Annotated in this window: 16 protein-coding genes; 5 read left to right on the top strand and 11 right to left on the bottom strand. The window is 30.5% G+C overall.

Annotated elements, in window-relative coordinates; genetic code table 11:
- Nucleotides 1–7 precede the first annotated feature (7 nt).
- The 6 genes from ACTTBN_RS03410 to purE form a co-directional block, all read right to left on the bottom strand.
- Nucleotides 8–442: a hypothetical protein gene (locus ACTTBN_RS03410; protein ID WP_440680999.1), complete on the bottom strand. Its 435-nt coding sequence runs from the start codon at nt 440–442 to the stop codon at nt 8–10.
- Nucleotides 443–445: 3 nt separating this feature from the next.
- A complete protein-coding gene (locus ACTTBN_RS03405; RefSeq protein WP_440680998.1) occupies nt 446–1192 on the bottom strand; it encodes an aspartate/glutamate racemase family protein in 747 nt (248 codons plus the stop codon).
- A gap of 132 nt (nt 1193–1324) precedes the next feature.
- Nucleotides 1325–1531 carry a cold-shock protein gene (locus tag ACTTBN_RS03400; RefSeq protein WP_440680997.1) on the bottom strand — a complete coding sequence of 69 codons (207 nt, stop codon included), beginning with the start codon at nt 1529–1531 and terminating at the stop codon, nt 1325–1327.
- Between the two features lie 122 nt (nt 1532–1653).
- Nucleotides 1654–2112 carry a GNAT family N-acetyltransferase gene (locus tag ACTTBN_RS03395; RefSeq protein ID WP_440680996.1) on the bottom strand — a complete coding sequence of 153 codons (459 nt, stop codon included), beginning with the start codon at nt 2110–2112 and terminating at the stop codon, nt 1654–1656.
- Nucleotides 2113–3159, bottom strand: coding sequence for a 5-(carboxyamino)imidazole ribonucleotide synthase (locus ACTTBN_RS03390; protein ID WP_440680994.1), 1047 nt, complete (start codon nt 3157–3159; stop codon nt 2113–2115).
- Nucleotide 3160: 1 nt separating this feature from the next.
- Nucleotides 3161–3652 (bottom strand): 5-(carboxyamino)imidazole ribonucleotide mutase, encoded by a 492-nt coding sequence (purE, locus tag ACTTBN_RS03385; RefSeq protein ID WP_440680993.1) that lies wholly within the window; start codon nt 3650–3652, stop codon nt 3161–3163.
- Nucleotides 3653–3746: 94 nt separating this feature from the next.
- Between purE and ACTTBN_RS03380 the strand changes: the two genes are divergently transcribed.
- The 4 genes from ACTTBN_RS03380 to ACTTBN_RS03365 are packed head-to-tail and all read left to right on the top strand — an operon-like array spanning nt 3747 to nt 7151.
- Nucleotides 3747–4712, top strand: a complete 966-nt coding sequence (locus ACTTBN_RS03380) for a membrane dipeptidase (RefSeq protein WP_440680992.1) — start codon at nt 3747–3749, stop codon at nt 4710–4712.
- A gap of 3 nt (nt 4713–4715) precedes the next feature.
- Nucleotides 4716–6377, top strand: a complete 1662-nt coding sequence (locus ACTTBN_RS03375; protein ID WP_440680991.1) for a hypothetical protein — start codon at nt 4716–4718, stop codon at nt 6375–6377.
- A gap of 2 nt (nt 6378–6379) precedes the next feature.
- Entirely contained in the window at nt 6380–6991 is a 612-nt protein-coding gene (locus ACTTBN_RS03370) for a DUF3726 domain-containing protein (protein WP_440680990.1), read from the top strand.
- Entirely contained in the window at nt 6984–7151 is a 168-nt protein-coding gene (locus ACTTBN_RS03365; RefSeq protein ID WP_440680989.1) for a hypothetical protein, read from the top strand. Before ACTTBN_RS03370 ends, ACTTBN_RS03365 begins: the two co-directional genes overlap by 8 nt.
- On the opposite strand, the gene ACTTBN_RS03360 is transcribed toward ACTTBN_RS03365, so the two are convergent.
- The 5 genes from ACTTBN_RS03360 to ACTTBN_RS03340 all read right to left on the bottom strand — a co-directional run bounded on the left by ACTTBN_RS03360 (nt 7148) and on the right by ACTTBN_RS03340 (nt 11935).
- Complete coding sequence (locus ACTTBN_RS03360; protein WP_440680988.1) at nt 7148–7693, bottom strand: hypothetical protein; 546 nt, start codon at nt 7691–7693, stop codon at nt 7148–7150. The genes ACTTBN_RS03365 and ACTTBN_RS03360 overlap by 4 nt on opposite strands.
- Before the next feature lie 150 nt (nt 7694–7843).
- Nucleotides 7844–9202 (bottom strand): aminomethyl transferase family protein, encoded by a 1359-nt coding sequence (locus tag ACTTBN_RS03355; RefSeq protein WP_440680987.1) that lies wholly within the window; start codon nt 9200–9202, stop codon nt 7844–7846.
- Nucleotides 9195–9923: a methylenetetrahydrofolate reductase gene (locus ACTTBN_RS03350; protein ID WP_440680986.1), complete on the bottom strand. Its 729-nt coding sequence runs from the start codon at nt 9921–9923 to the stop codon at nt 9195–9197. Before ACTTBN_RS03350 ends, ACTTBN_RS03355 begins: the two co-directional genes overlap by 8 nt.
- 57 nt (nt 9924–9980) lie before the next feature.
- Nucleotides 9981–10868 (bottom strand): ABC transporter permease, encoded by an 888-nt coding sequence (locus tag ACTTBN_RS03345; RefSeq protein WP_440614127.1) that lies wholly within the window; start codon nt 10866–10868, stop codon nt 9981–9983.
- A gap of 56 nt (nt 10869–10924) precedes the next feature.
- The gene (locus ACTTBN_RS03340; protein ID WP_440680985.1) at nt 10925–11935 is read right to left on the bottom strand and encodes a glycine betaine ABC transporter substrate-binding protein; all 1011 of its coding nucleotides are present in this window, start codon (nt 11933–11935) and stop codon (nt 10925–10927) included.
- Between the two features lie 273 nt (nt 11936–12208).
- Here ACTTBN_RS03340 and ACTTBN_RS03335 point away from each other — a divergent pair, with 273 nt between their 5' ends.
- Nucleotides 12209–13396: an aromatic ring-hydroxylating oxygenase subunit alpha gene (locus tag ACTTBN_RS03335; RefSeq protein ID WP_440680984.1), complete on the top strand. Its 1188-nt coding sequence runs from the start codon at nt 12209–12211 to the stop codon at nt 13394–13396.
- Nucleotides 13397–13407 lie beyond the last annotated feature (11 nt).

The raw sequence follows: 13407 nt of genomic DNA, 5'->3' as shown, positions 1-13407 counted from the left end.
TCTTATTTTACAAATTTAGTTTAATTAAGTTATTTTGTTTTGTTTCTTTACACCACATCTCATAACTTTCACATACTCTCCAAAGATGATCAAATGCTCTTTGGGATATTTCTAAAGGAAAATGACTTTTTGTATAATAAAGTTTAGGAATTTTTATCAGAAATTTAATCATACTGTCTTTTTGAAGCTCTAGTAATCTCAATGTTTCATTATTAATTTTTTTACCAGTTTTGTTATCTATAAAATCATTATTTTTCAGCTCTAATAGCCATTTATTATGAAATTCGCCTGAGCTTACAAAGTCATAATCTTTTGTGGACATAAAAATCTCAAAGGCCTGGATATTATTTATTTCTGGATTTTGAATTTTAATTTCATTTATTTTCAAATAAATAAATTCAGCAACTCTCAAAACATAAGGCTTCTCAGTTTTTGATGACATATATTATCTTTTATATTTATTCATCGCTGAATGAGCTAATATCAAATTAGGATCTAAGAAAATTTTTGAGGATTTAATATTTTTAAAAGATTTAAACGCAAAAATTGCAATAGGAAGCTCTGTGCATCCTAAAATAATTTTTTTACATTTGAGCTTAATTAGAGAATTAATTGCTGGTTTAATAGCTTTGGCAGCAGCTTTAACATTACCCATTTTAACAAGCTTAATTGCTTTATTGACAGAATTTTTTTGAAGACTTTCTGATGGTTGAACTAACTCATAATTTTTATCAAAAAACTTGTTATAAACTCCTGTTTTTAAAGTTCCTTCAGTTGCTAGCAAACCTACTCTAGAATTTTTTTTACAATTTTTTTTAGTAAATTTAAAAACTTCACTTGGCATATTTATAATAGGAATGTTTATTTTTTTTTGTAGATCGTCATACCAGTAATGAGCTGTATTGCAGGGGATCACAATGAATTTACATTTATTTTTTTCAAGTAGCCTGCATCCTTTAAGCAAGCTATTTAAAACTTTGTTGTATTTTACTTTACTAGTTTTATTTGTAGATTTGTTTGATAGATTTTTAGTTTGAGACCCAATAGATTCTGGTCTGCCTGGGATGTTTGATTTATTATAAAGGATAAATAAAGGATACTCTTGATCTATTTTTCCTCTATTTAAAATTGCTATTTTATTACAGAAATCAAGACCAGCTTGAGTTCCCATTCCACCTAAAATTCCAATCATAAATTTTTTTTTAATTTTTTAATCTTTAAACAAAAATTGTGTTTAAAGATTGTTTTTGAATTCTTGGTATTGGCTGAAATTTAAATATTAATATTCTTAAATAATTTTTTCCAGCCAATAGGAAGTGTGAAATTATGCAGTTTTTAAGTTAACTGCTGAAGGACCTTTAGGACCATCTTCAACATCGAAAGTCAAAGCCTGACCCTCATCTAAACCATTCATACCAGCATCTCTTACTGCTGATACGTGTACAAAAACATCTTTTTCTTTATCTTCTCTTTCAATAAAACCATAACCTTTGGTTGGATTGAACCACTTTACTTTTCCTTGTAGACTCATATTTTTCTTCTTACTTTTTGTTATTAATTTATTACTTATAATTAAGTAATATTGGCTTTCTTTAGATTTTGTTCAGTTTTGTCAACAAAATTGATTAATTTTTAGAAATTTAATTGTTTCGTTTAAATTAGCTTAGTTAAATATACTGAATTAACATCCTTTTTGTAATGCGCAAAAGGTTTACAAACATTAAAACCAGATTTTTTGAAAAGCTTTCTTGCAGGTATAAAAAAATCTCCTGCGCCAGTTTCAATACTTAATCTTTTTATTTTTAGCTTTTTAGCTTCGTTAATTAAGTGATTAATAACATCCATTCCATGACCCTTTTTTCTAAAATTGTCATGAATTCTGATTGATTTAAATTCGCCGTGGTCATTATCTAAAAATTTCAATGCACCACATCCGATCAATTTTTCTTCATCCCATAAGCTCCAAAATTTTATAGATGGTACTTTTAATCCTGGGATATCTAGAACATGAGCACTCCCTTCTGGAGAAGCCGCTCTAAGTTCTATAAAATGTTTATTTAGAAGTTCATTAACTTCAGGGTTATCAAAATTACCTTCGATTGATTTTAACATTTACTCTAAAATTGTGATGTGTCCCATTTTTCTTTTGTCTTTTACCTCTTTCTTGAGATAATCAAAGAAAAATTCATTATCTTTTAATTTTGGCAAATTTCTATAATGCAAAATTTGGTCTCCTAACAAATTAATCATTTTTGCATTTGATAGTTTTTTTAAGGGTATTTGTTCTAGTCCACAAACTGCCCTTACATGATTTTCAAATTGACTTACGTTAAAAGCATTTATGGTTAGATGACCAGAGTTATGCACTCTTGGAGCAATTTCATTCACATATAGGTTATCATTTCTATCTATAAAAAATTCTACACACAATGTTCCTATATATTTTAATTCTTCTGCAATTTGAATTGCCCATTCTTTAGATTGATTAAAAATTTTTTCACTAATCTCTGATGGTATTTTAGAGTATTTTAATATCTGATCTTCATGAGTATTTTCTATTGGTTCATAGATTTCATATTTATCTCTATCAAACCTTGTAATTATAATTGAGATTTCTTTTTTTAATTTAACTAGTTTTTCTAAAATATAACCTTTAGTGAAGTCTACATTGAGTGAGTCAAATTCATCTTTTGACTGAATTCGATATTGGCCCTTTCCATCATATCCAAGAGTTGTAGTTTTTAAAATTCCTGGCAACAAATCTTCCAAAGATTCCATATCTGATTTTTTATCTATCGAGGCATATCTTGTAGTTCTAATATTTAATTTATTTATAAAATCTTTTTCAGCCAATCTATGTTGGATCAATCTATTTACAGATGGTTTGGGCGAAACAGTTTTTAATTTATTGATTTCATTAAGAGTATTGTAAGGAATGTTTTCAAACTCATAAGTTACTAAGTCCACTTTACTTGCAAATTCCATTATCTTTTCTTTATTTTCGTAATTTCCACAAATAAATTGAGTACAAAAATTTTGAGCAGGTGCATCTTTATCGTCACAAAAAATTACAGTTTTAATTTTTAATTTTTTAGCAGCAATAGCAAGCATACTGCCTAGTTGACCACCTCCAATGATACCAAGTGTAATTTCTGACATATTATTTAGGTAATCTCTTCACTGATTTTGTTTGTAAAGTCCTAAAGTTTTTTAATTTTTTTCTCACCTTTAAATTATTATTCGCAATTATAGCAGATGCCATTAACGCTGCGTTAATAGCTCCGTCCTCTCCAATTGCAAGGCTGCCAACAGGAATTCCTTTTGGCATTTGTGCGATTGATAAAAGACTATCTAAGCCTTTTAATTTTTTACTTTCAATAGGGACACCTAAAACAGGAATATGTGTTAGAGCTGAAATCATTCCAGGTAAATGAGCCGATCCTCCAGCGCCTGCAATAATTACTCCAATATTGTTTTTTTCTGCATTTTTAGCAAATTCATACATTCTTTTTGGGGTTCTGTGAGCTGATACAATCTTTGTTTCAAATGTTACGCCCATTTTTTTAAGTATTTTCTCAGCTAGTGCCATTGTTTTGTAGTCAGATTGGCTACCCATAACAATTGACACTTTAAGTTTTATGTTTTTTTTCATGAAAATTAATCAATATGTTTATTTCAAAATAATTTAAAAATTTCAATAAAATTCATAGTATTTAAAAAACAGATTGAATAAAGTTTAGAATATTATGAATTATAAAATTGATAATTTGCAATACTGTAAATGGTCGAGAAAAATATTTGAGATTAACCGTACAGCGGGTCTTGATGCAGTACATGTCACGATAGTTTATCATGAAGATTTTGATGAATTACAAACTGAAGTAAATAAGTGGAAAATATTATTTGAAGATAATTCTGATATTATTTTTCCTGGATATGGTTTTAAAGATATTGAAAAAGCAAAAGATGAAAACAGAACTGCAATTTTTTTTGGTTTTCAAAATTGTTCTCCTATCGAAGATGATATTGGTTTAGTTGAAAAAGTTCATCAATTAGGTTGTCGATTTATGCAACTTACATATAACAACCAGTCATTGTTGGCCACAGGCTGTTATGAAAAAATTGATAGTGGAGTAACAAATTTTGGTAGAGAAGTAATTAAAGAAATGAATAGAGTAGGTATTGTTGTTGACATGTCACATTCTGCAGAAAAAAGTACATTTGATGCAATTGAAATAAGTGAAAAACCAATAGCTATTACTCATGCAAACCCATCTTTTTGGCATGCAGCAAAAAGAAATAAATCTTCAGATTTACTCAAGGCTTTAAGTGACAGTGGAGGAATTTTAGGATTATCTTTATATCCACATCATTTGAGAGATAATACAAATTGCAGTCTTGATAGTTTCTGTGAAATGGTTGCCAAGACAGCAGAAATTATGGATGTAAGTAAAATTGGAATAGGTTCAGATCTTTGTCTCGATCAACCTGATAGTGTAGTTGAGTGGATGAGAAATGGCACTTGGACTAAAACCAAAAATTATGGAGAAGGATCAAAAAATAAACCAGGCTTCCCAGAACAACCTGATTGGTTTAAGGATGCAAGAGGATTTTCAAATATAGAAATAGGTCTTAAAAAAATTGGTTTTTCTGATGATGAGACACATGGAATACTAGGAAATAACTGGTACAATTTTTATAAATCTATTTAATTTATGAAAGTACAATTAAGAGATCCTAATACCATAATGAAATTATCTCGTTTAGGTTCGTTTCATCAGTCTAAATTATCTTTTTTGAGAAGTTTTTTGAGTGAATTTAAAGATTGGGAATTTAGTAGAGATTTATTTAATTTAAATGAAAATGGATATGGTGAAGCAGTTTATTCATTTAAAAAAAATAAAAGAGTTTATTCATTAGTTTGTTTTGCAAACCAGATTAAAGATGAAGAAAGATCGGATAGAGTTATAGCTACAAAGTGGGATGCTGCCTTCACTCTCCATGACGGGGTTCCAGGTAAAAAAGATATTGAAAGATTAAAAAATGAAGTACCCAAACAGGAAGTTGGAAGGCTATCTTATAAAGAGCTAACATTATCAAGAGCAAATAAATCTGTAAGATTATTTAATCATGTAACTGAAAACTTAAGCAAAGGATTGCAGCCTGATTTAAATTTATTGTCAAAAGTTGGGTATTTATACAGAACTACAGCTGTTTATGGTTCTGGTAAATTTGGTTTAGCAGATAGATTTAGAATTAAAAATCGAGATGAAATCAACGGACCATTTAGACTAGAAATGATGTTGGTTTATCTAGTAAGACAATTTACGTTTGATCAAGTCAATCATGTCGCTTACCACATGAATCCAAAAAAGGCTGTTAAGTTAGATGAACAAATTTGTAAAAATTTAGGTATTGGTAACTCAACAGGATTGGGCATGGCACCTTTTATTGTTAATCATCCAACGTTATTAAATAATTGGATTTTATGTAGAGAAGTGGCTCTAAAAAAAATTAGAGAAATAAAAGATGTAAATAAGAATGATAGAGAGCTTTTTATCGATTGTGTAAAAAAATCACTAACTAATATTACCAGTTGGAACACAGAGAGCGAATATCAAAAAAATAAAATTAATAATTTACTAACAGACATTCAAAAATTTTTAAAATTCATTGAAACAGAGTTTAGTTTTACAAGTGATTATCCATTTAATTCAATTTATGAATGGTTAGAGAAAGAAACATGTGAAGAATGCATTGAGTATGTAGTATCTATTATGATGGAGCCATACAATGAAATTACTGACCCGTTAGTAAAAGAAATGAGTTCTGATGAAGAAAAATATTTTAATATACCTACTCATAGAACTGTTGAAGATTTAAGAAATGTTATAGTAAAAAAATATCCAAATATTTTAGAAATTAATTTTGAAAAAAAAGAAAACAATCAAAATTTTTGGTTCATCTCAAAAAACAAAGAAGAACCAAGATTAGCTGATAGATTTGAAGAACATGGTTCAGAATTAGAACAACCTTTAGCTATAGCAAGAGATATAAAAAAACTTTATGATATTTTGTCAGTTTCAAAAAATAGTCAAAGTATATCTGAATTTTTAATAAATAATTCAGATTTAAGACATGTAATTAGAAGAGCTTTTATTGTTGAAAAATTTCCTTATTCTGAAATTCAAGATAATACTATTGGCAAAAACATAATACCCATAGATATGTTAAGGTTAAAGCTATCATTTTTTGGAGCTTTAAAATTTGACCCAAGATCTGATAAATGGTTAAGAATATGCATGTTTCAAGGAGCACCACTACCACATGAATTAAAAAATTATGACGAGCAGTGGGTTTATAAAACTAATATTTAATCATGAAATCATTAAGTGAAATTGAAACTACTGTTAAAAGAGCAACGAAAGCTATTGGATATTCATGGGGAGTTGCTGAAGAAACAGCAAAGTGTATTAGACTTTTAGAATCGTTTGGTCTTCCAGGAATTAAACATATAAATGATTATTTTTGTGAACGAAAAATAAATAGTTTTGAGAATTTAAATTTAATATTAGAAAACAACATACCTTCTACAAATCCTTATTGTCCAATTGTCTTAGGAGTTAGTTTTTTAGACCAATCAAAATTTTTGGAAACACTTAAGAAAATTGAGTTAAATAACGTTGCTTACCCATCAATTTTTTTAGCTTTTTTGAGTAGGGCATCAGAAATTATTGGAAAAAAAATCCAAATAAACCTTGATAAAAAAGAAATTATTTTAAATTTAAATGTAAATATCTATTCTAATATTGCCAACTATGAATTTCCATCTGTTGCAAATCATTTGAAGATTAGTTTTTTAGAAAATATAGATAGCTTTACTGAAGAGGAGTGGAATAATTTATACAAATTGTCTGAAGATACTTTTGTTGAGGAATCTGACAGTCTAAAACAAGGTGGAGCGGGAGCAGGTTTGACAGACAATGACTGATAATTTTGATGAAATTAATAATCAAGAAAATATTGAAGATTTAAATAATATTTGTGATGAGTGTAAAGATGAAGATGAGAGTGTATCTCAAAATCTAATATTAACTGGTTTTAAAATTTGTAAATCTTGCAGAGTTTCTAAAACTATTTTTCCAATTTAGCTAATTTGATTAACTGGGAGCATATTCATTCTGCTCATTACAAAAGAAATTGACAAAAAAGCAATTATTAAAAAAGACAACAATATAATACCAAAAGATTTGAAATTAGATTTTAAATTTAAAATTTGTTTTGTAGAAATTATTAAGCCTGCAAAAATCCAGAATTGAGTAAGAAAAATTATAGGTATCATTAAATCTGGAGTTACTGCAAAAAATCTTAATAAACCTGGTGCATGAGCAAATCCAACTGCTGTTAGTACTTTTTTAAATGAAACTTTAGTCTGTTTATCTGGAAAAAGTTTAACTCCTATAACAAAAATAAAAATAGCCCATATCAACCACGTAACAATTGCAGTCAGACCCGACATTGCAACAGCAGTTTTAATTACAGTGTTTGCAGCAACGGCTCCAGCAACTCCGTCTAAAATCATTATCAATCCAGCAAAATATATTGAAGCCTCACCAAAATTTCTGTTATCAGAATAAAGTGTTTTATCTAATTTTATTGACTTAAAAACTATATTTAAAAATTCACCAAACATTAATTTTTATCTTTTTTATTTCTTTGAGCTTTGTAAGAAACGATTAATGGAAATACTATTAAAGCAATCGCAATAATAATGCAAACTGCGATTAAAAACCCTTTTGTCATCGAATTTTGGGGGAGTTTGAATAACTCCCCCTAAATAAATTTAGCCTTTTACAACTTCTCTTGTGTTAGCGTTGAAAGACTCTTTGAATGGAATATCCACTACTACAGCATCAACAGGTGTTCCTGGAGTATCTGAGTATTGTTCAGGTAGATGAACTTTAAATTTAGTTCCTACTTTTCCTTTTGGAAAACCATTTGCATTTAAAGTTCCATCGAATGGTACATATCCCATTGCAATGTTTTGCTTCTTCTCAGGGTGATACCAAGGAGACGTAATAAATCCTACAGGATCTCCACCACTCTCTGGTGAAATTAACCAAAAGTCAGGCGCATAATCTTCAACTGGCTTACCACCAAATTCAAGTCCAACCAATTGAAGTTTATATGGTTTTTTTCCCTCTTTTAGTTCAGCGCCCATTTTTTCAAGAGCAGCTTTACCTACGTAGTCACCTTTTTTTTGCCATTCACCTTTTCCAGATAATGAAACTTGATAACCTAGATTACATTGGAAAGGATTATGTTGAGCATCCATATCTTGACCCCAAGAAAGAATTCCAGCTTGAATTCTTCTATGGTGCGCTGGTGCAATAACCATTAAGTTATGTGCTTTTCCAGCTGCAAGTACTGCATTCCACATATCTTCGGCATATAATGTAGAGTTTCTTAGATAGATTTCATAACCAGCTTCTCCTGAAAAACCAGATTGTGAAATTACAACATCTCTTCCTCCAACTTTTGCTTCAGCTAGTCCGTAGAAAGGCATGTTGTCAAAATCCACTTGATCTCCACACAAATCTTTCATTAGTGCTTTTGATTTAGGACCTTGTATTTGAACTGGACTCACATCAATTTCTTCAATAGTACAATCAAATCTTCCATCTGCATTTACACCCTGAAGATACATTCCAATATCAGAGTCTGATAATGAAAACCAAAATTCATCTTCAGATATTCTTAAAAGAATTGGATCATTTAAAACTCCACCATAGGCATTACATAAAATTACATACCTTGCTCTCATTGGTGAAATTTTAGTTGCATCTCTGGTGATCACGTAGTCAGTAAATTTTTCTGCATCTGGACCCTTAACTCTTATTTGTCTTTCAACAGCAACGTTCCACATTGTTACATGGTTTACGATAGCATCGTATTCAACCATCGCTCCACCATCTTCAGGTTTTACATAACCTCTTGGGTGATAAATACGATTGTATACAGTTGCTCTCCAACAACCTGCCTGCATTGATAAATGCCAATAAGGTGATTTTCTTACCCTTGTTGAAATTAACATTTCAACTTTTGTTGGCCCACTTTGTCTTAAGTTATATGGTACTTCTCTGTCTGACTGATCAACAGAAGTAACATGTTTTAATTTAGTATAGTCAAATTCATTAGACATAACTATTCTCCCTCAACCACTTGTTAGTTTCCTTCAAGCCGCCGAATGTATAAATGTGGAAGTTATCAGTGTGCGATTTAACTTTCCCAATTAAATCATTAGGGTCTTTAGGTTTCAATAAATCTAACGCCTTACTAAAATTAGATTTAAGAAAGTTTAAGGAATTTTTTGCCCCAACAATATTAGCAAATTTAATTAAGCTAGATATTTTTAATGGCCCAGTAATTCCAACATGCACTGGCACGCTTTGTTTAGAAATAAAATCAATGATAGGCTGAGGATCTAATAACCATTGAGTTACTATATAATCAGCGTAAGGCTTTTTATCTATCATTGCTTTTTCTAAATCTGTGTTGGATATATCAGGACTCCCTTCTGGATGTCCAGCTATTCCTATTTTCATTTTTTCAAAATAACCTGTTTCTAAAAGTTGAAATGAACTATCAAATTTTCCAAGAGGTTCTCTTCCTCCCCCAATAATTAGTGCTTGCTTCACTCCTCCATCTTTGCATCTTGTAACATAATCTTTTAGTTCTCTATCATCATGCATTGACCTTGCTGGAAAATGTGGAACTGGATTAAATCCTTTTTTTACAAGTTCTACTGCTTTGTCTGCTGTTTCTTTATAATCTCCTCCTGGGAGCATAGTGATATAGACATCACTTAATGGAGGTAAAGTTTCAAGATCTGTTTTTGGACCAATCTCCAAAGAAAAATTCATATTTCGGATCTTTATTGATTTTGAAATATGAGTCTAGAAAATTCGTTCGCGCTAAAATTACTTCTTAAGCTGACCTCTGTGCTTTTGAATTCTTTGACCGTACTGCTGAGTGACTCTGTCGAAGATAATTGCTAAGGCTACAATAGCTAAACCATTCATCATTCCTAATGCCAAATATTGGTTAGAAATTGCTTGTAAAATAGGCACTCCAAGACCTTTTACACCTATCATGGATGCAATCACAACCATTGCTAAAGCCATCATAATTGTTTGGTTAATCCCAGCAAAAATTGTTGGAAGTGACAATGGAATTTGAACAGATTTAAGTTTCTGCATTGGAGTTGCTCCAAACGCCTCACTTGCCTCTAAAGTTTCTTTATCTACTTCTCTAATCCCCAGATTGGTTAGTCTTACAATTGGAGGCAAGGCATAAATACAAACAGCTAAAAGTCCTGGAACTTTACCGATACCTAGAAGCATAATTATAGGAATTAAATAAACAAAACTTGGAATAGTTTGCATCATATCTAATATAGGTAAAATTGCTTTTTCTGCTCTTGAAGATTTAGACATTAAAATTCCAATTGGAATCCCAACTACAATACAAACTAAAGTTGAAACTGATATAATGGCAACTGTAGCCATACAGTTTTTCCACATACCAAAATAACCAATTATCAAAAAGCAAACAATCGTTCCAATAGTTAATTTTATACTTCTTGAACCTATCCATGCTAATATTGCAAAGACTGCAATAACGATTGGCCAAGGACTATTTACTAAAAGTTTTTCTAGCCAAATTAAAAAATATAATAGGGGATCAAAAAAACCTTCTATTCCATCACCATACGCTCGTGAAAATTCTTTAAAGCTAAAATCAATACCTTTTTTTAACTCTCTTAAGGCTGTCCTATCCATTACTGGAATTTTAGTAAAGAAATCCATAAATTTTTTTTCTAAAATCGAACCCGTTTGACAACGGGTTCGATAATTTTATTTAATTAAAGTGCTTTTTTGATTTTTGCAGCAGCGTCACTTGAAACCCACTTAGACCAAACACCCTCTTGTGTTTTTAGGAATTCAATTGCAGCGTCAGCACCTTCTGCTTGGTTTTCACCCATCCAAACTAACATACCGTTCATCACTGGACCAGGATAAGTTCTTTTTTTGAAATAATCCATACCAGAACTTCCAGCTGTGTTTTTGAAGTTATCTGTTACGATAGTGAAAACTTCTGATTTAACCCATGAAGTTTTTTTAGGGTCAGCACATTCTTGTTCTGGTAAAACTATACAGTTGTCCCAGTTATCTTTACCACCCCATTCACCCATATCTACAGCTCTCATATCATATTTTCCTATTAAAGCTGTTGGTGACCAATAGTAACCAAACCAATTTTCTCCTCTTTCAGCAGCTTTAGCAATTGAACCATCAAGTCCTGCAGCAGAACCAGTTTCAACAATTGCCCAACCTTTTTCTTCCATGCCCCAAGCTCTGAAATGGTTTCTGTTACTTAATTCACAGTTCCATCCAGGAGGGCAAATGTGGAAGCCACCCTTTGAAGGATCTTCAGGGTGAGGAAACAGATCAGGTCTTTCTAAAATTGCAGCAGCGGTTGTAAGCTCTGGATGCTTTTCTAGAGTTGCAGGTAATACCCACCAACCTTCACCTAAACCAGTGATTGGTGCTTTATTGATTGAATGCATTTTGCCTTCATCAACAGCTTTGTTCAAAGCAACTATTGCAGCGTTAGCCCAAAATTCTGGAGCAACATCTGGCTCACCTTTTTCTTGCATAGATGTAAATGTAGGCATTGTTGCACCTGGCACCAATTCCACAGAACATCCATAACCTTCTTCTAATATAATTTTATCAACTTCAGCCATAAAGTTTGCTGAGGCCCAGTTCATATTAGCGATAGTTATATTTCCACAAGCAGCATTAGCTACACTTCCAAAAGAAGTAAGACCAAAAACAACGGCTAGGGAAAGAATTATTCTTTTAATTTTCATTATATCTCCCAATATTTGATTCATTTAAAAACCAAGTTGAACATATTGAGAGAAATATTGCAAATTAAATTCAATTATAAGTTGAAGTCAAATTGTCTTTAACTATCAAATAAATTTAGTTATGGTTTTATTATGAAATTTTCAGCAAATTTTTTTTTCAAAGAGTTTGTTTATATTTTAAATTGCAAAACAGTTTTTCAGCAAATCATCATTAGAGAGTCGTAATTTTTAAGCCCTAAATTAATTTTTTAATTAATTAATTAAAGGAGGTTTATGAATTTAAATAAAAAATTATCAGACATCTTAGATCCTAAAAAAATAGAAGTTGTTAAAAATCCCATAGAAAAAGCTCATGGATTACCAAATGAATGTTATCTAAATGATGACTATTTAGAGTTTGAGAAAGAAAAAGTTTTTACAAATAATTGGACAATGATTGGAGTTGCAAGCTCTGTTCCAAATCCTGGTGATGCAAAACCTTTTAATCTTTTAGGCATACCGATATTAATAGTCAGAAATAAAGAGAACGAAGTAAAAGTTTTTCATAATGTTTGTAGTCACAGAGGTTTCAAATTAGTTGATCAAGAATGTAAATTAAAAAATGTAATTAGATGTCCTTATCATTCTTGGTCTTATGATTTTAATGGGAAATTAACTGTTACTCCTCATATAGGAGGTTTAGGAAAACATGATGTAGAAGGATTTGATAAAAATAATAGCAACCTAAAAGAAATAAAATCAAAAGTTTGGATGGATTTAATCTTCATAAATATTAATTCTAATGCAAAACCATTTGAAGAATATATTAAACCCTTAGAAGATAGATGGTCTAAGTTTATTTCTAAAAAAGATCAACAATTAATAAGACATGCTTCTGACAATGGTTACTTTAATATGACAGTAAATAGTAATTGGAAATTTGCTATTGAGAATTATTGTGAAAGCTATCACTTACCTTGGATACATCCAGAATTAAATAGAGTTTCAAATATTGCAGATCATTATCATATAGAAGATGAAAATTTTAATTTTTCTGGACAAGGAAGTAATAAATATTCACAACAGTTTGATGGAAACATAAAATTTAAATGTTTTCCAAATTGGCCAAGTGAACTTTCTGAAAAATCTGAATATGTATCACTGTACCCAAATGTGATGTTAGGAATTCATATAGATCATTTTTATGCATTTTGGTTAGAACCAATTTCAAACAATCAGACAAAAGAACACTTTGAATTATATTATATCGGAGATGAAAGCGCTTCGAGTGACGAGTTTAAAGGGATAAGAGAAAAAAATTTTGCATTTTGGCAAGAAGTTATGAACGAAGATGTAACTGCAATAGAAGGAATGCAAAAAGGTCGAAGTTCCCCAGCTTACAATGGTGGAAATTTTTCACCTGTAATGGATACTCCTACTTTGATGTTTCACAAGTGGGTTGCAACCAATTTAACTAAATGAGAGGGTAAATT

It is taken from the genome of Candidatus Pelagibacter sp. HIMB1623 (assembly GCF_052047695.1).
Taxonomy (GTDB): Bacteria; Pseudomonadota; Alphaproteobacteria; order Pelagibacterales; family Pelagibacteraceae; genus Pelagibacter.
The sequence above is the reverse complement of the archived record's forward strand: the minus strand, read 5'-3'. Positions and strand labels throughout refer to the sequence as shown.

Excerpts from the sequence above, each read along its gene's own strand:
- ACTTBN_RS03410 (WP_440680999.1), bottom strand. The coding sequence starts at position 442 with ATGTCATCAAAAACTGAGAAGCCTTATGTTTTGAGAGTTGCTGAATTT.
- ACTTBN_RS03405 (WP_440680998.1), bottom strand. The coding sequence starts at position 1,192 with ATGATTGGAATTTTAGGTGGAATGGGAACTCAAGCTGGTCTTGATTTC.
- ACTTBN_RS03400 (WP_440680997.1), bottom strand. The coding sequence starts at position 1,531 with ATGAGTCTACAAGGAAAAGTAAAGTGGTTCAATCCAACCAAAGGTTAT.
- ACTTBN_RS03395 (WP_440680996.1), bottom strand. The coding sequence starts at position 2,112 with ATGTTAAAATCAATCGAAGGTAATTTTGATAACCCTGAAGTTAATGAA.
- ACTTBN_RS03390 (WP_440680994.1), bottom strand. The coding sequence starts at position 3,159 with ATGTCAGAAATTACACTTGGTATCATTGGAGGTGGTCAACTAGGCAGT.
- purE (WP_440680993.1), bottom strand. The coding sequence starts at position 3,652 with ATGAAAAAAAACATAAAACTTAAAGTGTCAATTGTTATGGGTAGCCAA.
- ACTTBN_RS03380 (WP_440680992.1), top strand. The coding sequence starts at position 3,747 with ATGAATTATAAAATTGATAATTTGCAATACTGTAAATGGTCGAGAAAA.
- ACTTBN_RS03375 (WP_440680991.1), top strand. The coding sequence starts at position 4,716 with ATGAAAGTACAATTAAGAGATCCTAATACCATAATGAAATTATCTCGT.
- ACTTBN_RS03370 (WP_440680990.1), top strand. The coding sequence starts at position 6,380 with ATGAAATCATTAAGTGAAATTGAAACTACTGTTAAAAGAGCAACGAAA.
- ACTTBN_RS03365 (WP_440680989.1), top strand. The coding sequence starts at position 6,984 with ATGACTGATAATTTTGATGAAATTAATAATCAAGAAAATATTGAAGAT.
- ACTTBN_RS03360 (WP_440680988.1), bottom strand. The coding sequence starts at position 7,693 with ATGTTTGGTGAATTTTTAAATATAGTTTTTAAGTCAATAAAATTAGAT.
- ACTTBN_RS03355 (WP_440680987.1), bottom strand. The coding sequence starts at position 9,202 with ATGTCTAATGAATTTGACTATACTAAATTAAAACATGTTACTTCTGTT.
- ACTTBN_RS03350 (WP_440680986.1), bottom strand. The coding sequence starts at position 9,923 with ATGAATTTTTCTTTGGAGATTGGTCCAAAAACAGATCTTGAAACTTTA.
- ACTTBN_RS03345 (WP_440614127.1), bottom strand. The coding sequence starts at position 10,868 with ATGGATTTCTTTACTAAAATTCCAGTAATGGATAGGACAGCCTTAAGA.
- ACTTBN_RS03340 (WP_440680985.1), bottom strand. The coding sequence starts at position 11,935 with ATGAAAATTAAAAGAATAATTCTTTCCCTAGCCGTTGTTTTTGGTCTT.
- ACTTBN_RS03335 (WP_440680984.1), top strand. The coding sequence starts at position 12,209 with ATGAATTTAAATAAAAAATTATCAGACATCTTAGATCCTAAAAAAATA.